Below are 19,493 nucleotides of genomic sequence, written 5' to 3'. Positions count from 1 at the left end.
GTGGCGTGCTCATTTTTTAGGCAATTCGACGAAAGCATCCGCCATGGCGCCGTTGCGGCCCATCCAGATCGGCCCGATCCGCATCGAGGACCCCGTGATCCTCGCGCCGATGACCGGCGTCACCGACCGGCCGTTCCGCACGCTGGTGCGCCGTTACGGCTCGGGGCTCAACGTCACCGAGATGATCGCGAGCCAGGCGGCGATCCGCGAGACGCGCCAGTCGATCCAGAAAGCCGCTTGGGACCCGGTCGAAGAGCCGGTGTCGATGCAACTCGTCGGCTGCACGCCTTATGAGATGGGCGAGGCGGCAAAGCTGGCCGAGGATCGCGGCGCGGCGATCATCGACATCAATATGGGCTGCCCGGTGCGCAAAGTCACCAACGGCGACGCAGGATCGGCGCTGATGCGCGAACCGAAACTCGCCGCCGCGCTGATCGAATCCTGCGTGCGGGCGGTGAAGGTTCCGGTTACCGTCAAGATGCGCATGGGCTGGTGCCATGACAGCCTGAACGCGCCCGAACTTGCGCATATCGCGGAGGATATTGGCGCGCAGATGATCACCGTCCACGGCCGCACGCGCAACCAGATGTACAAGGGCACCGCCGACTGGAGCTTCGTCCGCAAGGTCAAGGATGCGGTGTCGGTCCCCGTTATCGTCAACGGCGACATCTGTTCGGTCGCCGACGCGCGCGCGGCGCTAGCGCAGAGCGGCGCCGACGGGGTGATGATCGGCCGCGGCGCCTATGGCCGCCCGTGGCTGCTCGGCCAGGTGATGACGGCGCTGCGCGGCGAGGGCGAGCGCTCTGATCCCGGCATCGACGAACAATATGCCGTCATTACATCGCACTATCGCGCGATGCTCGACCATTATGGCGAGACGACGGGTGTCAATATCGCGCGCAAGCACCTCGGCTGGTATGTCAAGGGGCTGCCCGGTTCGGCCGAGTTCCGCAACAAGGTCAATCAGATTCCCGACAGCCGCGGCGTCCTCGACGCGCTCGCCGCCTTCTATGGCCCCTTCCTCAGCAAGGCGGCGGCGTGACCGCGCTCACGTCGAGCATCCCCAGCTTCGATCATGACGAATTCATCCAGTCGCACCCGGTCGCGACCCTGCTGATCGACCGCGGCGGTGTGGTGCTGTTCGTCAACGCCGCCGCCGAACAGCTTTGCAATACTGGGCGGTCGGCGATGGTCGGGCGCCGCATCCATGACGTCATCGCCCTCGACCGCGGCTATCGGCAGCGGATGAACGACCCCGCGACCGCGGCGCTGTTCGCGCACCGGGCCGAGATCGCGGTCGGTGGGCGCCGGACGATCGTCGTCGACATGCAGATGGTGCCCTATGGCACAGCGGGGCACCGCATCCTGGCGCTCATTCCTTCGGACAGCGAGGCCGAACTGATGGGCGGCGCGATCGGCCGTTCGGGCCGCGCCGCGGGCGCCGCTGCCGCGATGCTCGCGCACGAGGTCAAGAACCCGCTCGCCGGCATCAAGGGCGCGGCGCAGCTTCTCGCGCGGCAGGTCGATGCGGGCGGCGAACGTTTCACGACGCTGATCTGCGCCGAGGTCGACCGGATCGCGACATTGATCGACCAGATGGAACATATCTCGCGCGGCGGACCGCTCGCCTGTTCGGCGATCAACCTCTATCCGCCGATCCATCAGGCGATGGAAACCGCGCGCGCCCGGCAATTCCCCGGCGTTCGCTTCACCGAGGATTTCGACCCGTCGCTGCCGCTGGTGCTCGGTAATCATGACGCCATGGTTCAGATATTGCTCAACCTCGTCACCAACGCGTGCGAGGCGCTGGCGGGGCGCGACGACGGGGTGGTGCGCATCGCCACCGCCTATCGCCACGGCCTGTCGATCGACAATGGCGACGGGCGCGGGCGCATCGCGCTGCCGATCGAACTCAGCGTCAGCGACAATGGCCCCGGCGTGCCGATGGACATGCGCGGCGACCTGTTCGCGCCCTTCGTGACCACCAAGCGCGATGGGCGCGGCCTCGGCCTCGCGCTTGTTGCCAAGCTGGCGCGCGACATGGGCGGGACGGTGCAGCATGTCCGCGACGGCGACTGGACGCGCTTCCGCGTCCATCTGCCGGCGGCCGGGCGGAAAGGGACGCCATGACGCAGGCACGCACGGCGGGCGGCAAGACGATCCTGCTGGTCGAGGACGATCCGGCGATCGCGTTGATCGTGCGCGAGACGCTGGCCGGGGAGTGCGCCCATTTCGCATCGGTGACCGGCATCGCCGAGCGCAACGCATGGCTGGCCGAGAACCGCCCCGACCTCATCATCACCGACGTGGTGCTGCCCGATGGCGACGGCATCGATTCGCTGCCCGGCGCCGGGGTCGACCCGCTGACGCCGGTGATCGTGCTGTCGGCGCGCAACACGCTCGACACTGCGGTGCGCGCGACGGGGATCGGCAGCTACGACTATCTGCCCAAGCCTTTCGATCTCGACGAACTGACCGCCAGCGTGCGCGCCGCGCTCCAGCGGCGCGTGCTGCCCAGCGAGCGCGTCGAGCCGGCGACCGACGACAGCCACGGCCTCGTCGGCCGCGCCCCGGCGATGCAGGCGGTCTATCGCACCATCGCGCGGCTCGCGACCAACGACCTCGCCGTGCTGATCCTCGGCGAATCCGGGACCGGCAAGGAGGTCGTCGCGCGCGCGATCCATGCCACCGGGCTGCGGCGCAAGGGCCCGTTCGTCGCGATCAACATGGCGGCGATCCCGCGCGAGCTGATCGAGGCCGATCTGTTCGGCCACGAAAAGGGCGCCTTCACCGGCGCGACCAGCCGCAGCGCCGGGCGGTTCGAGCAAGCGGCGGGCGGCACGTTGTTCCTCGACGAGATCGGCGACATGCCGATCGAGGCGCAGACGCGGCTGTTGCGCGTCCTCCAGACGAGCGAATATTCAACTGTCGGCGGCAGCCAGGCGCTTCGGGCCGATGTGCGCGTCGTCGCCGCGACCCACCGCGACATGCGCGCGCTCGTCGCCGACGGACGGTTCCGCGAGGATTTGTTCTACCGGCTCAATGTCATCCCGGTGACCCTGCCGCCGCTGCGCGAACGGCGCAGCGACATCGCCGCGCTCGTCCGCCATTTCGTCGAGGCGGGGCGTCATGCCGGACTGCCCGACCGCCAGTTCGCGCCCGCCGCGATGCAGTTGCTCGAACGCCACGACTGGCCGGGCAATGTCCGCGAGCTCGGCAATGTCGTGCAGCGCCTCGCGGTGCTGTCGCGCGACACGGTCGTCACCGCGCACGACGTCACGTCGGTGCTCCGCGACGACGGGGAGGAAGCGGACGCGGGCACGGCGGAATCGATCGCACGCGCGGTCGACGACTGGGCGCGCGAACAGCTCGCCGATGCGGGCGCGGAGGGCGATCTGCACGCGCGGCTGCTGGCGATCGTCGAGGCCGCGCTGCTCCGCCGCACGCTGCGCGCGGCACGCGGCAACCAGCTCGAGGCGGCGCGCCGCCTCGGCATCAACCGCAACACGCTGCGCAAGCGGCTCGGCCAGCTCGCGATCGACCCCACGCATCCCTGAGCGGGCGCCGCAGCCACAAAATCCCGCGCCGGACCGGGCGGCGGGCGCGCCGGTCGGCAAAAATAACGCAGTTTGTGTGTTCTCTATGCAACAGCTTTGTCGTATCGACGCAACATATGGTGCAGCCGGCCCGCCTCGCCCTCGATATCGATTCGGACGATGCGGCCGCTCGCTCGGGGATCTGGCGCTTTGCCGCGCCCGAATATTACACGCTGGCGGTGATCGCCAGCGTTGCGATCGCGACCTATATCTTCGTCACCGGCGACGCGCAGAGCGAGCGGCTGCTGACCCCGGCGCTGGTCGCGGCGATCATGGTCGCCAACCTTGTGCCGGCGATGGCGCTGATCGTGCTGGTCGGCAGCCGCATCGCCCGGGCGCGCGCGACGCGGTCGATGGGTGGCGGCAACGGTCGCCTCCACGTCCGCCTCGTCGCGCTGTTCTCCCTGATCGCGGCGGTCCCGACGCTGCTTGTCGTGATCTTCGCCTCTTTGCTGTTCCAATATGGCGTCGATTTCTGGTTCTCCGACCGCTCGCGCGGCATGTTCGAAAATGCCGCCAGCCTTGCCGAAGGCTATTATCAGGAGAACCAGCGCGAAGTCGCGGCGAACACCGGCGCGATGGCGAAGGACCTCGGCGCCTTTCTCCAGCGCGCTTCGACCGACGATCCCGGTTTCTCCAACTATTATTTCCAGCAGGTCGTCGTCCGAAACCTGAATGAATCGGCGATCATCGAGATCGGGGTCGACAATGTCGCGCGCACCGCGGCGGCGATCAATCCCGACGACCGCGAGGCGGAGAACCGGCTTTCACCCGCGATCCTCGCCCGGCTCGATGCCGGCGAGGACGTCGTCGTCGTCCGCCAGCCCGACCGGATCGAGGCGGCGACGCGATTGCCGGGGACGCGGCGCGCCTATCTCTACGCATCGCGCGACTTCAACGTGCCCGGGTTCCAGCAATCGCTCCGCGCCAGCAACGTCCTCGCCGACTATAACGACCTGTTCGAACGATCGCAGCAGTTGCAGTTGCAGTTCAACGGCGCGCTCTACCTCGGATCGCTGCTGCTGCTCGCGTTGGCGGTGATCGCGGCGATCGTCGTCGCCGACCGCATCGTCCGGCCGCTCGGCACGCTGATCGGCGCCACCCGCACCGCGGCAGGCGGCGACCTGTCGGTCCGCGTCTCGCCGCCGCGCCGCGACGACGAAATCGCGGTGCTGACCCGCGCCTTCAACCGCATGACCGAACAGCTCGAAGGGCAGACGAGCGCCCTCGTCAACGTCAACGAGCAGCTCGAGGCACGACGCAGCTTCATCGAGGCGGTGCTGAGCGGCGTGTCGTCGGCGGTGATTTCGGTCGATGCCGATCACCGCATCCTGCTCGCCAACGCGGCCGCGGAGCGGCTGATCGAACCCGATGGCGAGGGGCTGACCGGCCGCCCGCTCGCCGAGGTGGCGCCGGAACTCGCGCGCCTGCTCGACAGCGAGGAGCATGAGGCGATCGTCCAGCTCGCCCGCAAGGATGCCGAGCCCGCGACGCTCGCCGCCAAGGCGGTCGCGCAGGGCGATGGCTTCGTCCTCAGCTTCGAGGACATCACCCAGCAGCTTCTCGACCAGCGCCGCGCCGCCTGGTCCGACGTCGCGCGCCGCATCGCGCATGAAATCAAGAATCCGCTGACTCCGATCCAGCTCGCCGCCGAACGCCTCCAGCGCCGTTTCGGCGACAAGGTCGAGGGCGACACCGCGACCTTCCGCAAGCTGACCGACACGGTGATCCGGCAGGTGCACGACATGCGCCGGATGGTCGACGAATTCTCCAGCTTCGCGCGCATGCCCAAGCCGACATTTGGGGTCGAGGACCCCCGCGACATCCTGCGCCAGGCCGTCTTCCTGTTCGAGGTCGCCAAGCCCGACATCGCCTTTCGCATCCGTACGCCGGGCGAGATAGACCCGCTGGTGTGCGACCGGCGCCTGCTGTCGCAAGCCTTGACGAATATCGTCAAGAACGCGGTCGAAGCTATTGAAGAGAAATACAAGGATTCGACCGAACCGGCGGTGGGCCGGGTCGAGGCGAGCCTCGAGACGACCGACGACGGAGCGGTGCGCATTACCGTCGCCGATGACGGCATCGGCCTGCCGGAGGCGCGCGACGCCATCGCCGAACCCTATATGACGACGCGGCGGGGCGGCACCGGGCTGGGGCTCGCGATCGTCAAGAAGATCGTCGAACAACATTATGGCGAGCTGGAATTCACCGACAATCCGGCGGGGCAGGGGACTTGCGTCACGCTGACGCTGCATCCCGACCGGCTGCGCCCGCTGGCCGGAAAAGGGGGAGGGGGATCGACAGGACAGGCGGAATCGGTTCCGGGCCGCATCCGCACCCGACAGGATAGAGAAGATCATGGCGCTTGATATTTTGATCGTCGACGACGAACGCGACATCTGCGAGCTAGTGGCCGGGGTCATGGAGGACGAGGGCTATGAGGCGCGCACCGCGTCGGACAGCGACGCCGCGCTCGAAGCCGTCCGCCAGCGCCGCCCGTCGCTCGCGCTGATCGACGTCTGGCTCCAGGGATCACGGCTCGACGGGCTCGGGCTGGTCGAGGCGATCAAGGCGTTCGACCCGACGCTGCCGATCATCGTGATTTCGGGCCATGGCGGGCTCGATACCGCGGTGGCGGCGATCCGCCGCGGTGCCTTCGATTTCATCGAAAAGCCGTTCGAGGCCGAGCGCCTGCTGCATCTTGTCGCGCGCGCCACCGAAAGCGAGCGGCTGAAGTTCGAATATGAGCAGCTTCGCGAAAAGGCTGGCCCGGCCGACGAACTGACCGGCACCAGCGCCGCGATCAACAATGTCCGTGCGACGCTGAAGCGCGTGGCGGGGACCGGCAGCCGCGTCCTCATCACCGGCGCGCCGGGAGTGGGGAAGGAGGTTGCCGCGCGCGTCCTGCACGGCTGGAGCGGGCGGCAGACCGCGCCCTTCCGCGTAATCTCGTCGGCACGCATGGACCCCGAGACGGTGGAGGCAGAGCTTTTCGGGACCGAATCGGACGATGGCTCGATCCGTGTCGGCCTGCTCGAACAGGCGCACGACGGCACTCTGTTCCTCGACGAGGTCGCCGACATGCCGCTGACCACGCAGGGCAAGATCCTGCGCGTGCTGACCGACCAGAGCTTCAACCGCGTCGGCGGACGCACGATGATCCGCGTCGATGTCCGCATCATTTCGGGGTCGGCGCGCGACCTGAAGATCGAGATCGCCGAGGGACGGTTTCGCGAGGATCTCTATTACCGGCTCAACGTCGTGCCGGTGCATATCCCGCCGCTGCGCGAGCGGCGCGACGACATCGCCAGCCTGTCCGATCATTTCGTGCGGCGTTATGCCGCCGACCGCCGCGTCCCCCCGCCGGAGATCAGCGCAGAGGCGATGGCGGCGCTCCAGGCGCACGACTGGCCGGGCAATGTGCGTGAGCTGCGCAATGTGATCGAACGCGTGATGATCCTCGCGCCCAGCGACCGGCTGGCGCGGATCGACGCCGACATGCTGCCGGCCGAGCTGATGCGGGGCGGCACCGATATCCTGCCGCACGCCGAATCGATCACCGCGATCCCGCTCAAGGAAGCGCGCGAGAATTTCGAGCGCGAATATCTGCGCATCCAGATCAACCGGTTCTCGGGCAATATCTCGCGCACCGCGACCTTCATCGGCATGGAACGCTCCGCGCTGCACCGCAAGCTCAAGCTGCTGGGCCTCACCGAGCATCCCGACGGCGACGGCTAGACCCTGATGACTTTGGATTGCCGCGCGGCTTCGCCGCTCGCAATGCCGAGTCCTTCTAAGGCGTGTGGGGATTCATCTTGCAACGGTCCTTTATCGTGTGTCCCCGCGAAGGCGGGGACCCATCTGCGGTGGTTTCGAGATGGAACCGGCTGAAGATGGACCTCCGCCTTCCGCCTATGGCGGAAGTTTATCCTGAGCGCCCGCCCTGCGGGCAGTCGAAGGGCGGGGGGACACGGCTTTGTCGAGACACGAACGGATAAGGGGCGGTGCAGGTTTATGGCACACCGCTCTGGGTGGGCGAACGCGCGCCGGGAACCGTCGCCGACCGGTTCGAAACGACACCGGTCGGGGCGGGCTCTGGCGACAGGCGCGTGCTTCGGACCCGCTTCGCGGGAACATCCCGCTTTTTCCATAGTATAGAGACCACTGGACCTGTGCCGCGCTTTGCCCCATATTGCGCCTGCGAAGATGCAGGCTGCCGGCGCCGCCGGTGTCGCGCTGCGGCTTTTGCCGCCAAGAACAGGAGGCCAATGTGTCCGATAAAACCCAGAATCTTCAAGATCTTTTCCTAAACGCCCTGCGCCGCAGCAAGACCCCGGTGACGATGTTCCTCGTCAAGGGCGTCAAGCTTCAGGGGATCATCACCTGGTTCGACAATTTCTCGCTGCTGCTCCGCCGCGACGGGCAGTCGCAGCTTGTCTACAAGCATGCGATCTCGACGATCATGCCGTCGCACGATTTCGACCTGGCGCTGCTCGGCGACAATGTCCGCGACGCGCCGCCCAGCAAGGGGAAGGCGTTGCAGGACGTGTTCCTGAACGCGGTGCGCCGGTCCGAGGAATCGGTGACGATGTTCCTCGTCAACGGCGTGATGCTGCAGGGCGACATCGTCGCTTTCGACCTGTTCTGCATGCTGCTCGAGCGCGAACGGCAGGTTCAGCTCGTCTACAAGCATGCGATTTCGACGGTGCAGCCGAACGGTCCGATCAATCTGGCCGACAGCGGGGAAGGCGACTCCGGCGACTGATCCGATGGACGACGCCGCACAGGGCGAGGTGACGCGCGGTGCCGCGGCGGTGCTGGTCGTGCCCGAGTGGCACGGGCAGGGGCTTTCGCGCGACCTCGACGCGCGCGTTGCCGAAGCGAAAGGGCTCGCGCTGGCCATCGGTCTCGATGTGGTGGCCGTGCATCCGCTACGCTTGCGCCAGACGCGCGCCGCGACCCTGATCGGCGCCGGCCAGATCGAGGCGATCAAGCCCGGCATCGCCGAAAACGCGGCGCAGCTCGTCATCGTCGACGCGGCCCTGACCGCGATCCAGCAACGCAATCTCGAAACCGAGTTCGGCGCCAAGGTGATCGATCGTACCGGGCTGATCCTCGAAATCTTCGGCGAACGCGCCGCGACGGCGGAGGGGCGGCTTCAGGTTGAACTCGCCCACCTCGACTATCAGGCCGGGCGGCTGGTACGCAGCTGGACCCACCTCGAACGCCAGCGCGGCGGTTTCGGCTTCCTCGGCGGTCCCGGCGAAACGCAGATCGAGGCCGACCGCCGGATGATCCGCAACCGCATGGCGCGCATCCGCCGCCAGCTCGACGATGCGCGCCGCACGCGCCAGCTCCAGCGCGCCAAGCGGCAGCGCGCGCCGTGGCCGGTGATCGCGCTGGTCGGCTATACCAATGCCGGAAAGTCGACCTTTTTCAACCGACTGACCGGCAGTGACGTCATGGCGGAAGACATGCTCTTCGCGACGCTCGACCCGACGATGCGCGAAATCCGCCTGCCCGGAATCGACAAGGCGATCCTGTCCGACACGGTGGGATTCGTCTCCGACCTGCCGACCGAACTCGTCGCGGCCTTCCGCGCGACGCTGGAGGAGGTCACGACCGCCGACCTGATCGTCCACGTCCGCGACATCGTTCATCCCGACACCGACGCGCAATATGCCGATGTGCGCGCGATTCTCGATTCGCTGGGCGTCAATGAAGCAGGCGGCGGCGAAGGGGATGGCGAAGACCGCGCCCCCCCGATCGCGCAGATCGAGATATGGAACAAGATCGACACCGCCGATCCCGAGCGTCGCGCCGAGATCGAGGCGATGGCGGCGCGGCGCCCCGACGTCGCGCCGATCTCCGCGGCGACGGGCGAGGGGGTCGAGGCGGCGCGCGTCCTGATGGCCGCCGAACTGACCGCGCGGCACGAACTGCTGCGTGTGCGCCTGCGCTTCGATCAGGGCGAGGCGATGGCATGGCTGCACGCGCGCGGCGAAGTGCTGGCCGATGAACCGCAGGGCGACGGCCATCTGCTGACCGTGCGGCTCGACCCCGCCGACCGCGCGCGCTTTGAACGGCTGTGGCCTGACCGGCATTGAATGAAACGGCATGCTGCCGGCGGGTTAGTGTGATGACTTTGGATTGACCCACTTTGTCATTGCGAGGAGCGTAGCGACGAAGCAATCTCCAGCTATCGTCCTGCGCAATACCGATAGCTGGAGATTGCTTCGTTACGCTCGCAAAACATCGCGCTCTATAGCTCCGACGCCTTGACTGCCTGCCAATGCGCTTCGAGCGCGTCGAGCGGCAGGTCCGCGATGCGACCTGCGGCTCGCGCCTCAACCCCCTGAAAGCGATGCTGGAACTTAGCATTCGCGGCGCGCAGCGCCTCTTCGGCGTCGATGCCCAGATGGCGGGCATAGTTGACCGCCGCGAACAGCAGGTCGCCGACCTCCTCGAAGCGCGCGGCATCGCTGTCGGCCGCCATGACTTCGGCCAGTTCCTCGGCGATCTTGGCGCGTGGCCCTTCGGCGTCGGGCCAGTCGAAGCCGACGCGCGCGGCGCGCGCCTGCAATTTCTGCGCACGCAGCAGCGCGGGCAGCGACAGCGCGACGCCGTCGAGCGCGCCCCTGGGCCCATCGGCGGCGCGTTCGGCGGCCTTGATCTGCTCCCATTGCTGGCGGACGTCGCCGGTCTGGGCATCGCCGAAGATATGCGGATGGCGCCGTTCCATCTTGTCGGCGATCGCGGTGGCGACGTCGTCGAAATCGAACAGGCCCTTGTCGGCCGCGATCTGGCTTTGAAAGACGATCTGAAGCAGCAGGTCGCCGAGTTCGTCGCATATCGCGGCAGGATCGCCGCCGGCGATCGCATCGGCGACCTCATAGGCTTCCTCGATCGTATAGGGCGCGATCGTCGCGAAATCCTGCGCCAGATCCCATTCGCATCCGCCGTCGGGATCGCGCAACCGCCGCATGACGGCGCGCAGCCGGCCGATGGGGGATGGAGGGGAGCCGGTCGCATCCTGGGGCATATATTTATCCGATAATATATATTATGTTAAATAATATTCGATACGGGAAGGGAGGTGGACCTCACCCCGCGGCGAGCTGATAGGTTCGGATCGCCAGGAATACGAGCGCGAAGATCGCCACCCACGCGAGCCCCATCTTGATCCAGTCGGCCGCCGGCAGCCGCCGCACGACCAGCGCGCTCAGCACCAGCGTGAAGGCCATCGCGAACCACAGGATGTTGGCGCCGGTTTCCATCGTCATAGCTGCACCTCCAACCCGTCATAGCCCGGTTCGACGCCCGGCGGCAATTCGTCCGCCAGTTCGTCATAATCCATCGTGTTGTCCATGTGCGTGATGATCGCGCGCGGATCGCCGACCTTGCGCAATCCTTCGAGCGTCATCGCCAGATGCGGATGCGTCGGGTGCGGATAGCGGCGCAGCGCGTCGATGACGAACAGGTCGACGCCCTGGAAGAAATCGACCATATCGTCGGTAAATCTCGAAAAATCAGTGGCGTAGCCGATCCTGTGCGCACCGTCGCTGAAGATGAGCCCGGTCGCCTTGATTGGCCCGTGCGGCATGTCGATTGCCGACACTTCGATCGGCCCGATCGCCTGATGATCGGCCAGATCGATCGGATCGACCGACGCCGGATAGCCGGCGTTGCCGACAAAGGCATAGGTGAAGCGCCATTTCAATATGTCGAGCACATTGCCGCGCGCATAGGCCGGCACCGCCGAGCCGCGCAGATGCATGATCTGCCGCAGATCGTCGAGCCCGTGGCAATGGTCAGCATGTTCGTGCGTCCAGATCACCGCATCGACCTCGCCCACCCCCGCGTCGAGCAGCTGGAGCCGCATGTCGGGGCTGGTGTCGACGAGCAGCCGGAACCCACCGAGCGAAACGAGGATCGAGGCACGGCTGCGCAAGTTGCGCGCATTGTCGGGGTCGCAGCGCCCCCAGTCGCCGCCGATGCGCGGGACCCCCGACGACGTCCCGCAACCCAGAATCCGCAGCTTCATACGTGGTGCGACGTCATGGCTGCGCCTTGCTGAAAAGACGATAGAAATTTTCGCTGGTCGCGGCCGCGAGCGCGCCGCGGTCCTCGCCGCGCAGTTCGGCAAGAAAGGCCAGCGTATCAGCGACGAAAGCGGGTTCGCCGGGCTTGCCGCGGTGCGGGACGGGGGCGAGGAAGGGGGCGTCGGTCTCGACGAGCAGCCGCTCCTGCGGCAGCCAGCGCGCCGTTGCCTGCAGGTCGGCGGCGTTGCGGAAGGTCACGATGCCCGAGATCGAGATATAGAGGCCGAGGTCGAGCGCCCCGCGCGCAAAATCGTCGCTCGCGGTGAAGCAGTGGATCACGCCGGCGTAGGGCGCCCTGCCCATCTCCTCGCCCAGCAGCGCCAGCGTGTCGGCCTCGGCCTCGCGCGTATGGACGATGATCGGCAGTCCGCTCTGCTGCGCGGCATGGATATGCCGGCGAAAGCTGTCGCGCTGCCGGCCCCGGTCGCTCTTGTCGTAATAATAGTCGAGCCCCGTCTCGCCGATGCCGATCACGCGCGGATGCGCGGCGCGCTCGACCAGCTTCGCGGTGTCGACGTCGGGATGGCCGTCGGCGTCGTGCGGATGGATCCCGACGCTCGCCCAGACGTCGGCGTTCGCCTCGGCCACCGCGAGCACCGCGTCCCATTCGCTCTCGCGCGTCGCGATGTTGAGCATCGCGGTCACGCCGCGCTCGCGCGCGCGGGCGAGCGCCTCGCCCTGCCGCTCGGCAAGCCCCTTGTAATTGAGATGGCAATGCGAATCGACGAGCATCAGGCGGCCGCCTCCTCCCCTTCGGGCAGGTCGAGGCGCGGGAAGATCGGCACCGGCTGGCCGACCGCGAAGCCGCTCGCCGCCAGCGCCGCGAACCAGCCGTCGTCGGCGAGCGCCGCGCTGTCGCGCGCGGCGACGCCCATCTGGTCGAGCAGCCGGTCGGCCGAGGCAGGCACCACGGGACGGATCGCGATCGCCAGCGCGCGCACCGCCTGGAACAGCGTCATCAGCACCGCGCGCATCCGCTCGGGATCGGTCTTGCGCAGCGCCCACGGCGCCTGCGTGTCGACATATTGATTGCACGCGAAGACCGCGCGCAGCCAGTCCTCGATGCCCACCGAGAAAGCGAGATCGCCGAACGCACGCGGCAGCCGGTCGCGCGCCATCACCAGCACGTCGGCCAGCAGCGCCGCATCCTCGGGCGCTTCCTGATAATCCGACGAAACGTCGCCGTCCAGATTCTTGAAAATCATCGACAAGCTGCGTTGCGCCAGATTACCGAAGCTGTTCGCCAGGTCGGCATTGGCGGTGCGCACGATCGCCTCGGCCGAATAGCTGCCGTCGTGGCCGAAGCTCACCTCGCGCAGCAGATAATAGCGCAGCGTATCGACCCCGAAGCGTTCGGCGAGGTCCATCGGATCGACGACATTGCCGAGCGATTTCGACATCTTCTCGCCGCGATTGAGCAGAAAGCCGTGCCCGAACACCTGCTTCGGCAGCGGCAGGCCGGCGCTCATCAGGAAAGCCGGCCAGTAAACCGTATGAAAACGCACGATATCCTTGCCGATCATGTGAATGTCGGCGGGCCAGAAGCGATCGAATTCGCCGTCGCGGTCGGGATAGCCGATCCCCGACAGATAGGTCGTCAGCGCGTCGACCCACACATACATGACGTGCCCCGGCGAATCCGGCACCGGCACCCCCCAGTCGAAGCTGGTGCGCGAGACCGACAGATCCTTTAGACCGCCCTCGACGAAGCGCAGCACTTCGTTGCGCCGGCTTTCGGGGCGGATGAAGTCGGGATGATCGCGATACAGCGCGAGCAATCGGTCCTGATAGGCCGACAGGCGGAAGAACCAGCTTTCCTCGACCGTCCACTCGACCGGCGTGCCCTGCGGCGACAGGCGGACGTCTCCCTCCCCTTCGGTCAGTTCGTCCTCGTCGTAGAAGGCCTCGTCGCGAACCGAATACCAGCCCTCGTAGCGGTCGAGATAAAGGTCGCCGTTCGCCTCCATCGCGCGCCAGATCGCTTGCGACGCCCGGTGGTGCGCAGGGTCCGACGTGCGCATGAAATGATCGTAGCCGATATTCAGTTTGGCGTACATCTCGCGGAAATAACCGGACATTTCATCGGCGAGATCGATCGTCGCGCGGCCCTGATCGCGCGCCGTCTGGAACATCTTCAGCCCATGCTCGTCGGTGCCGGTGACCATCCGCACGTCGCGCCCCTGCGCGCGCTGGAACCGCGCCATGACGTCGGTCGCGATCGCCTCATAGGCATGGCCGATATGCGGGCGACCGTTGGGATAGCTGATCGCGGTGGTGATGTAGAAGGGGATTTTCTCTGCGGACATGCGCGCGCCTTAGCGGCTGCGGCGCCGTTGGGAAAGGGCCGGGCCGTCACAAAGGCTGAAGCGGATCGATAGCTCTCCTTTCATCATCGTCGTGTTGAAACAAACCGGCATATCTGTCTTCAGGCAAATTAAGGTTCGTTCCCCGACGAAAGTCGGGGTCCAGATGTTATAGCGCTGTCCCGCATGGACCCCGGCTTTCGCCGGGGAACGGTTTCTAGAGTGTGATGACATAGAATGGAATCGTCATTGCGAGCGGCGAAGCCGCGCGGCAATCCAGAGCGTGCGGTAACCGCTCTGGATTGCTTCGCTCCGCTCGCAATGACGAAAGTAGGTCAATCCAAAGTCATCAAAGTCTAACCGGACAATACCCAAATCCGGCCCCTCACCCCTCGCGCGGCGCCAGTTCCGCCAGGCAATTGCCGATCTCGAACCCGACCATCGCCCCGTCGTAGGATCCGCGCACCGCGTCGCGGACGGTGCGCTGCACGCGGTCCCAACCGGCGAGCACCGGCGCGATCTCGCTCACCGGGCGTTCGCGGGCGAGCCGCGCGAGCAGACCCGGTACGATGTCGATCACCAGTTCCAGCCGCGCCCGATTGCTCGCCCCCCCGACCTCGCGCGCCAGCGCCTCGCGCAGCCGGTTGTCGGGATCGCCGCCCGCTGCGATCGCGAGCAGTTTCTTCTCCATTGCGGCGACGTCGCTGTCGATCAACGCCAGCGCCTTGCCCGGCACCCCGCCCGACGCCGCGACGATCGCGCGCGCCTCTGCGCGGTCGAGCATCGGGCGCAATTCGTGCAGCCACGCCGTCATGACGTCAGGGTCAAGCGGTTGAAAACGCAGGGTCCGGCACCGCGACCGGATCGTCGGCAGCAAGCGCCCCGGCGAATGACTGACCAGCAGGAACACCGTCCGCGCCGGCGGCTCTTCCAGCGTCTTGAGCAGCGCATTGGCGCCGTCAGTCTCGAGGTCGTCGACCGCGTCGATGATCACCACGCGCCAGTGGCCGAGCGACAGCGACAGATACAGACGCCGGATCATCGTGCGCACCTGGTCGATGGTGATGTTGCGCGCGAGGTCCTTGCCCTTTTCCTTGGGCTGGCGTTCCAGCCGGACGATCTCGGGGTGATTGCCCGCCTCGACCAGCCGCCCCGCCGCGCCGTCGCCGGGGTCGTCGAGCGCGATCGCCCCGCCCTCTCCACCGGCATCGTGGGTGACAAGGAAGCGCGCGACGCGCGACGCGAAGGCCGCCTTGCCGATGCCCTGCGGCCCGGCGAGCAGCCACGCATGATGCAGGCACCCGGCGCTCCACGCGTCGATGATGGCCTTCTCGGCCTCCTGATGCCCGATCATCACGGCAGCCAGTCCGCAAGGCTGGTCAGGATCGCGGCGGTGACCGCCTCCGCCGGCGCCTCGGCGTCGATCACGCGCCAGCGGCCGGGCTCGGCGGCCGCCATTTCGGCGAAGCGGCGGACGAGCCGCGCCTGATAATCATCCGGCTTGCTTCCCATGCGGTCGGCGCCGTCGGCATCGCGCACCGCCAGGCGGCGCCCGACCTCCTCGGCGCGCGCGGTCAGCAGGAAGGTCCGGTCGGGCAACAGTCCCAGCGATCCGAAACCGTGGAGCATCAGGATATCGGCGTCGGTGATTCCGCCGCCGCCGCCCTGATAGGCGCGCGACGAATCGACGAAGCGGTCGCACAGCACCCACGCCCCGCGCGCGAGCGCCGGGCGGATCGTGCGCGCGACATGGTCGGCGCGCGCGGCGGCGAACAGCAGCGCCTCGCTGCGCGCGTCCCAGCGGTCGTCGGCACCCTCCATCAGCAGCGCGCGGATCGCCTCGGCGCCGGGGCTGCCCCCCGGCTCGCGCGTGACGAGCGCCTCGAGTCCCCGCGCGGCGAGCGCGGCGGCCAGCGCGCGGATCTGGGTCGACTTGCCGACCCCCTCCCCGCCTTCCAGCGTGATGAAGCGCCCGCTCACCAGCCGGTCAGCCGATAGAAGCCGGTGCGCATGCGCGCCCACCAGCCGCCCCGGCCGACGTCGGCGGCGGCCAGCAGCGGGGTGGTTTGCGGCGGCAGGCCGTCGGGCGCGACGACCAGCTCGGCGATCCGGTCGCCGCGCGCGACCGGCGCGGTCAGCGGCGCCGTGGCGCGCATCGTCGCGCGAAATCCGCCCTGATAGCCTTTGGGCACCGTCATGCGCACCGGGATCGCCGCTTCGGCGGCGACCACCGGGGCTCTCCCCCGCTCGACGGCGAGACGGCCGACGGCCGCGCCGGCGGAGGCAATCTCGCGCCCTTCCCACGCGCCGAAGCCCCAGTTCATCAGCCGCTCGGCCTCGTCGCGGCGCGCTTTTTCGCTGGCCATGCCGGCGACGACCATGATCAGCCGCCGGCCGTCCCGTTTCGCGGAGCCGAGAAAGCAATAGCCCGCTTCGGCTGTGTGTCCGGTCTTGAGCCCGTCGGCACCGGCAAAGCGTCCGAGGATCGGGTTGCGGTTCGGCTGGACGATCGGCGTGCCGTCGGGCGCCTTGCCATGCTGGAGTTTGGGGATCGCGAAATAGCGCGCATAACCCTTGGGATGGTCGCGGATCAGCCGGTCGGCCAGCGTGATCAGGTCGGCCGCGCTGACCTTGGTGATACCGCCGTCGGGCCAGCCGCTCGGGGTTCCGAATCGGCTCGACGTCATGCCAATCCCGGCCGCCACTACATTCATTCGCTTGACGAAAGCTTCCTCGCTGCCGTCGATGCCGACCGCCAGCGCCGCCGCGGCGTCATTGCCCGAAACGGTGATCAGCCCCTTCAGCAGCTCGTCGACCGAAACCTTCTCGCCCGCGCGCAGGAACATCGTCGATCCGCCGTTGCCGCCGTTCCATTTCCGCCACGTCGCCTCGCTGACGGTGAAGACGGCGTCGCGCGACAGCTTGCCGCTCTCGATCAGGTCGAGCACGACATAGGCGGTCATCACCTTGGCCATCGATGCCGGCGCAAAGCGCTTGTCGGCGCCGCGCTCGAACAGGATGGCGCCCGAATCCATGTCCTTCAGCATCACGATCGGCGCCTGCGTCACATAGAGCGGGCGGCTGACCGGCGCCGCGGGCGGACCGCCGTCGGCGGGCGCCGCGGCCGGCGCCAGCAGCAGCGCCAGCGTCGCGGCCAGCGCGGCGCCACCGCCCTTCGCGATCGGGAAGCGTTGCGACATCATGCGAGGCGTCTCAGCGGTCGCGTATAACGACGGCGTCGCGGAACCCCTTCGCCTTCGCCTTGCCCAGCGCGCCCTGCGCCTCGCCGTCGCTGGCGAAGGGGCCGATCCGCACGCGCCACAGCTTGCCGGCCCGGCTTACCGTGCCGCCGACCGTCTTCGCCGCGGCGGCGGCGCGCGCTTCGGTGCTGAACGCCGCGACCTGCACGACATAGCCGCCGCCGGTCGCTGCCGGCGCCGCCGCGGGCTTTTCCGGTGCCTTGGGCGCGGCCGCGGCAGCGGGTCCCTCGACGATGAAGCGGTCGTCGCCCGGCTTCGCGTGGCCCGACGCGATCGGGGCGGCCGGCTGCGGCGCCGCGACGGCAGCGGGCTTGGGTTTCGGCACGTCCTTCAGCTTGGTGCGCAGAATGGCGAGCAGCGAATCGGGAGTGGCCAGCCGCTCGGGCACTGCCCTGCCCGCGCGAAGCTGCGCTCTTTCGGCGGCGGGCGGATTGGTGCGCCGCACGCGCACCGCCGCCACGCCGTCGGTCAGGCCGAGCTGCTGCGCCGCGCCGCGCGACAGGTCGATCAGCCGGTCGTTCGCCATCGGCCCGCGATCGTTGATGCGCACCAGGATCGTGCGTCCGGTATCGAGCGCGGTGACCTCGACATAGCTTGGCAGCGGCAGCGTCTTGTGCGCCGCGCTGATCGCGGCGGGGTCGAAGGTCTCGCCGTTCGCGGTGGGGTTTCCGGCGCGTTCATCGCCATACAGGCCCGCGTAGCCGACCTCGTCATAATCGGGGATATCGGCGGGGGTGTAGGTGACGCCGCCGATCGCATAGGGCTCGCCCAGCATCGCCGGGCCGTCGGCGGTCGCGGGCACCGGTGCGGGCGCAGGCCCCGGAGCGGACCCGCCGCGCTCGCCGCCGAAACCCCCACAGGCCGACAGCAGCAATGCCGCTCCGGCCAGTACCCCGCCCCTAACGATCGATCTCATCGGCCAGCAACCCCACAGACAGCGCATAAAAGTTGGAGCAATTATAGTCGAGTATCGCACGATAATTGCCGGTCAGCAAATAGGCGGTCTTGCCCGGGCCGTCGGGCTCGAGCAGCGTCGCCTGGATCGCGCCGTCGGGCCAGCGGCCGCCGATCGGCTGGAAACCGTCGGCGCGCCATTCGGCCATGCTGCGCCAGCGGCTGTAGCGCGCGAACACCCGCGGACAGCGCGTCGGCTGGAGGCGCGTCGCGAAGCGGACGCGGTCGAAGCCGTCCGGAACGCGCACCGCGACGCCCCACGGCTCGCCCTGCCGCCAGCCGGCGCGGCGCAGATAGGCGCCGATCGATTCGATCGCGTCGGCTTCGCTCGACCAGATGCGCGCGACGCCGTCGCCGTCGCCGTCCTCGGCGACCTGCAGATAGACCGAGGGCAGGAATTGCGGATAGCCGAAGGCGCCGGCCCAGCTTCCTTTCAGCACGCTGCGTGGCACGCCCTTCTCGACCATTTCCAGCGTCGCGAGGAACTCGGGCTCGAACAGGCTGCGCCGCCGCCCCTCATAGGCGAGCGTCGCAAGCGCTTCGGGCAGATCGAAATTGCCTGTCACCGCGCCATAGGCGGTTTCGTGGCCGAAGATCGCGATCATGATGCTCGTCGGAACACCCGTGCGCTGCTCGATGCGCGACAGCAGCGGCAGCAGCCGGTCGTGGACGCGTCGCCCGCCGTTGATCCGCGCGGCGTCGACATGCTTGGCCTTGTACGGAGCGAAGGCCGGAATCGGCGTGTCGGGTGTCGGCGGACTGCCCAGATTGTCGCGGTCGAGCGCCACCACCCGCGCATTGTAGCGCAGCCCCGCCGTCACGCTGTCGAAAGTCGTTCGCGATACGCCGCGCGCCTGCGCCTTGGGCCACAGCGACTGGACATAGGTATCGAACCCCGCGTCGCCGCTCGCCTGGGCCTGCACCGGCGCCGAAGCGGCCAGCAGCCAAGCCGACAATATCGTGGCCGAAGAACGGAAAAGGCGCCCGAATCCGAATTGCTTGCTGCGTGTCATCGCTTACCCATAGGCAAGGAATGACGCCGATGCACCAGCCTTGAACGCGCGATGCTGCGACGACCCGAGTCAAAGCCGCGCCGGGCCGTGGCGGGATGTTTCGCTTGCCGCGTGTCATCCGCACGCTATGGCGTCCGCAAAGGACAGGTGGCCGAGTGGTTTAAGGCAGCGGTCTTGAAAACCGCCGTGGGTGCAAGCTCACCGTGGGTTCGAATCCCACCCTGTCCGCCAGGTTTCAATCCCACTCTTTCCCGAACCGTCTCCG

General features: G+C 67.8%; 17 protein-coding genes and 1 tRNA gene. 8 read left to right on the top strand and 10 right to left on the bottom strand.

The features are described 5' to 3' along the window. Positions 1-43 precede the first annotated feature (43 nt). The 7 genes from dusB to hflX all read left to right on the top strand — a co-directional run bounded on the left by dusB (position 44) and on the right by hflX (position 9,703). On the top strand, positions 44-1,042 hold the full coding sequence (dusB, locus tag C3E99_RS07925) for a tRNA dihydrouridine synthase DusB (RefSeq protein WP_067106604.1): 999 nt from the start codon (positions 44-46) through the stop codon (positions 1,040-1,042). Further along, positions 1,039-2,130 carry a two-component system sensor histidine kinase NtrB gene (locus C3E99_RS07920; RefSeq protein ID WP_067106602.1) on the top strand — a complete coding sequence of 364 codons (1,092 nt, stop codon included), beginning with the start codon at positions 1,039-1,041 and terminating at the stop codon, positions 2,128-2,130. The genes dusB and C3E99_RS07920 overlap by 4 nt, the downstream gene beginning before the upstream one ends. Further along, on the top strand, positions 2,127-3,557 hold the full coding sequence (locus C3E99_RS07915) for a sigma 54-interacting transcriptional regulator (protein ID WP_067106600.1): 1,431 nt from the start codon (positions 2,127-2,129) through the stop codon (positions 3,555-3,557). Before C3E99_RS07920 ends, C3E99_RS07915 begins: the two co-directional genes overlap by 4 nt. A gap of 116 nt (positions 3,558-3,673) precedes the next feature. Continuing rightward, the gene (locus C3E99_RS07910; RefSeq protein ID WP_076075345.1) at positions 3,674-5,965 is read left to right on the top strand and encodes a sensor histidine kinase; all 2,292 of its coding nucleotides are present in this window, start codon (positions 3,674-3,676) and stop codon (positions 5,963-5,965) included. Further along, on the top strand, positions 5,955-7,334 hold the full coding sequence (ntrX, locus tag C3E99_RS07905) for a nitrogen assimilation response regulator NtrX (protein WP_076075347.1): 1,380 nt from the start codon (positions 5,955-5,957) through the stop codon (positions 7,332-7,334). The genes C3E99_RS07910 and ntrX overlap by 11 nt, the downstream gene beginning before the upstream one ends. 532 nt (positions 7,335-7,866) lie before the next feature. Beyond that, positions 7,867-8,361, top strand: coding sequence for an RNA chaperone Hfq (hfq, locus tag C3E99_RS07900; protein ID WP_067106641.1), 495 nt, complete (start codon positions 7,867-7,869; stop codon positions 8,359-8,361). A 4-nt stretch (positions 8,362-8,365) separates the two neighbouring features. Then, positions 8,366-9,703 (top strand): GTPase HflX, encoded by a 1,338-nt coding sequence (gene hflX, locus C3E99_RS07895; protein WP_104959664.1) that lies wholly within the window; start codon positions 8,366-8,368, stop codon positions 9,701-9,703. Between the two features lie 155 nt (positions 9,704-9,858). Here the strand turns inward: hflX and mazG are convergent, their stop codons facing one another. The 10 genes from mazG to C3E99_RS07850 all read right to left on the bottom strand — a co-directional run bounded on the left by mazG (position 9,859) and on the right by C3E99_RS07850 (position 19,228). Further along, the gene (gene mazG, locus C3E99_RS07890) at positions 9,859-10,638 is read right to left on the bottom strand and encodes a nucleoside triphosphate pyrophosphohydrolase (RefSeq protein WP_104959663.1); all 780 of its coding nucleotides are present in this window, start codon (positions 10,636-10,638) and stop codon (positions 9,859-9,861) included. Positions 10,639-10,699: 61 nt separating this feature from the next. Continuing rightward, on the bottom strand, positions 10,700-10,879 hold the full coding sequence (locus tag C3E99_RS19700; RefSeq protein WP_067106587.1) for a hypothetical protein: 180 nt from the start codon (positions 10,877-10,879) through the stop codon (positions 10,700-10,702). Continuing rightward, a complete protein-coding gene (locus tag C3E99_RS07885; RefSeq protein ID WP_076075358.1) occupies positions 10,876-11,640 on the bottom strand; it encodes an MBL fold metallo-hydrolase in 765 nt (254 codons plus the stop codon). The genes C3E99_RS19700 and C3E99_RS07885 overlap by 4 nt, the downstream gene beginning before the upstream one ends. Before the next feature lie 13 nt (positions 11,641-11,653). Further along, positions 11,654-12,430, bottom strand: a complete 777-nt coding sequence (locus tag C3E99_RS07880; RefSeq protein ID WP_076075360.1) for a TatD family hydrolase — start codon at positions 12,428-12,430, stop codon at positions 11,654-11,656. Then, positions 12,430-14,004 carry a methionine--tRNA ligase gene (gene metG / locus C3E99_RS07875; RefSeq protein ID WP_076075363.1) on the bottom strand — a complete coding sequence of 525 codons (1,575 nt, stop codon included), beginning with the start codon at positions 14,002-14,004 and terminating at the stop codon, positions 12,430-12,432. Before metG ends, C3E99_RS07880 begins: the two co-directional genes overlap by 1 nt. A gap of 382 nt (positions 14,005-14,386) precedes the next feature. Further along, positions 14,387-15,355, bottom strand: a complete 969-nt coding sequence (locus C3E99_RS07870; protein ID WP_104959662.1) for a DNA polymerase III subunit delta' — start codon at positions 15,353-15,355, stop codon at positions 14,387-14,389. After that, positions 15,355-15,984: a dTMP kinase gene (tmk, locus tag C3E99_RS07865; protein ID WP_076077835.1), complete on the bottom strand. Its 630-nt coding sequence runs from the start codon at positions 15,982-15,984 to the stop codon at positions 15,355-15,357. Before tmk ends, C3E99_RS07870 begins: the two co-directional genes overlap by 1 nt. Next, positions 15,978-17,204: a D-alanyl-D-alanine carboxypeptidase family protein gene (locus C3E99_RS07860; RefSeq protein WP_083675084.1), complete on the bottom strand. Its 1,227-nt coding sequence runs from the start codon at positions 17,202-17,204 to the stop codon at positions 15,978-15,980. The genes tmk and C3E99_RS07860 overlap by 7 nt, the downstream gene beginning before the upstream one ends. Before the next feature lie 10 nt (positions 17,205-17,214). Further along, entirely contained in the window at positions 17,215-18,177 is a 963-nt protein-coding gene (locus tag C3E99_RS07855) for a septal ring lytic transglycosylase RlpA family protein (RefSeq protein ID WP_104959661.1), read from the bottom strand. Continuing rightward, positions 18,161-19,228, bottom strand: a complete 1,068-nt coding sequence (locus C3E99_RS07850) for a lytic murein transglycosylase (protein WP_076075373.1) — start codon at positions 19,226-19,228, stop codon at positions 18,161-18,163. Before C3E99_RS07850 ends, C3E99_RS07855 begins: the two co-directional genes overlap by 17 nt. Positions 19,229-19,369: 141 nt before the next feature. Here C3E99_RS07850 and C3E99_RS07845 point away from each other — a divergent pair. Further along, a tRNA-Ser gene (locus C3E99_RS07845) sits at positions 19,370-19,459 on the top strand. Positions 19,460-19,493: the final 34 nt, after the last annotated feature.

Origin of the sequence: Sphingopyxis sp. MG, from assembly GCF_002953155.1 — a bacterium.
GTDB lineage: Bacteria > Pseudomonadota > Alphaproteobacteria > Sphingomonadales > Sphingomonadaceae > Sphingopyxis > Sphingopyxis granuli.
The sequence above is the reverse complement of the archived record's forward strand: the minus strand, read 5'-3'. Positions and strand labels throughout refer to the sequence as shown.